The sequence below is a fragment of the uncultured Campylobacter sp. genome, from assembly GCF_938045535.1.
Lineage (GTDB): Bacteria > Campylobacterota > Campylobacteria > Campylobacterales > Campylobacteraceae > Campylobacter_B.
Genome location: NZ_CALIMQ010000142.1, coordinates 1 through 1,417 on the forward strand (window position 1 = coordinate 1; position 1,417 = coordinate 1,417).

At 52.9% G+C, this 1,417-nt stretch carries 1 protein-coding gene; it reads left to right on the plus strand.

Annotation, left to right across the window (positions count from 1 at the left end):
* Nucleotides 1–1,319, plus strand: a 1,319-nt coding sequence (gene dcuC, locus Q0095_RS04625) for a C4-dicarboxylate transporter DcuC (RefSeq protein WP_297881804.1), incomplete at its 5' end; no start/stop codon positions are given.
* Nucleotides 1,320–1,417: the final 98 nt, after the last annotated feature.

The following is a 1,417-nucleotide window of genomic DNA, read 5'->3' on the forward strand; positions in this document are numbered from 1 at the left end:
CACCGCTCGTGCTTTTTCTTTCGGGCGTTTTTATGTTGATCTGCTCGGTCGCGCTGGGGACGGGGAATTTCATGCCTAAACAGGCCGTAGCGACGGGCAACGCATACCTGAACATCATCGAGTTTATCCGTTATATGTTCTCAAACAGATTTGCAAATTTAGGCCTTATCATCATGTTTATGGTAGGCTTTGCCAGCTATATGACGCATATCGGCGCGAACCACGCTTTCGTCTCTATAGCTACGAAGCGCTTTGCTAGGATCAAAAATCCATACGTCATGGTATTCGTCGCGTTTGCGGTGGCTAAGCTCATCAGCATGGTTATCACTAGCGCGGTGGGGCTTGGCGTGCTATGCCTCGCGCTTTTAGGGCCCGTACTCATCTCGCTTGGACTAAACAAGCTCACCGTAGGCTCGATCTGCGCGATGTCCGGAGCCGCCTCGATGGTACTCATCGGCGCATCGACCGCCGCCGCGGCGAAGGCTACGCAGCTTAGCATTTTAGATTACGTTTTCATCTATAAAATTCCAGCCGCGCTTCCGACCTCGATCGTGATGGGTATCGCGCTCGTTTTTTGGAACAGATATCTCGATAAAAAAGAGGGCTGGGTGTGCAGCGAGCACGTGGGCGAAGTGATGGAATTTGACGGCGCAGTGCAAAATCCCGAGGCCGTCGCGCCTAAAATTTACGCGATACTGCCATTTTTACCGATGATTTTGGTGGTAGTATTTTCGCAGTACTGCATCGCCTCTATCAAGCTTGATATCTCGGCGATCATCATCCTCTCAGTCGTCATCGCGATGCTTTTTGAGGCGGTCAGGCATAGGTTTAAATTTGACCCGATTGCCGAGGGGGTCAAGGTATTTTTCCAAGCGATGGGCAAGAGCCTAAGCGGCGTCGTTATCCTTATCATCGCAGCGGGCGTATTTGCAGAAGGCTTTAAGGCGCTAGGCATGCTCGATAGTATCGTAGGGCTCGCAAATTCACTTGGCTTTGGCGGATTTGGCATGTCGGTGCTTTTCGTGATCATCACGACGCTAGTTACGATCATCTCTGGCTCAAACGGCGCGAGCTTCTACCCGCTCATCGAGATGGTGCCGCATATCGCAGCTAAACTAAACGTGAGCTCCGTGATGCTCGTGCTGCCGATGCACCAGGCCTCGACTATCGCTCGCCCTCTCTCGCCCGTCGCAGGCGTGGTCGTCGCGATAGCCGGTATGCTAAAGTGCAGTCCGCTCGATATCGTCAAGCGCTGCAGCGTGCCTGCGGTCTTGGGCCTCGTTAGTCACCATATTTTCGTATTTTTACTCTCATTGTGAGGCGCGAAATGCAGCTTCCTAGATGGACGTTTGAGGACGCGTACGGCCACCAGCAGAGCAATATCCCGTCGGGCTTCTACCGCCGCCCTGTAAGACCT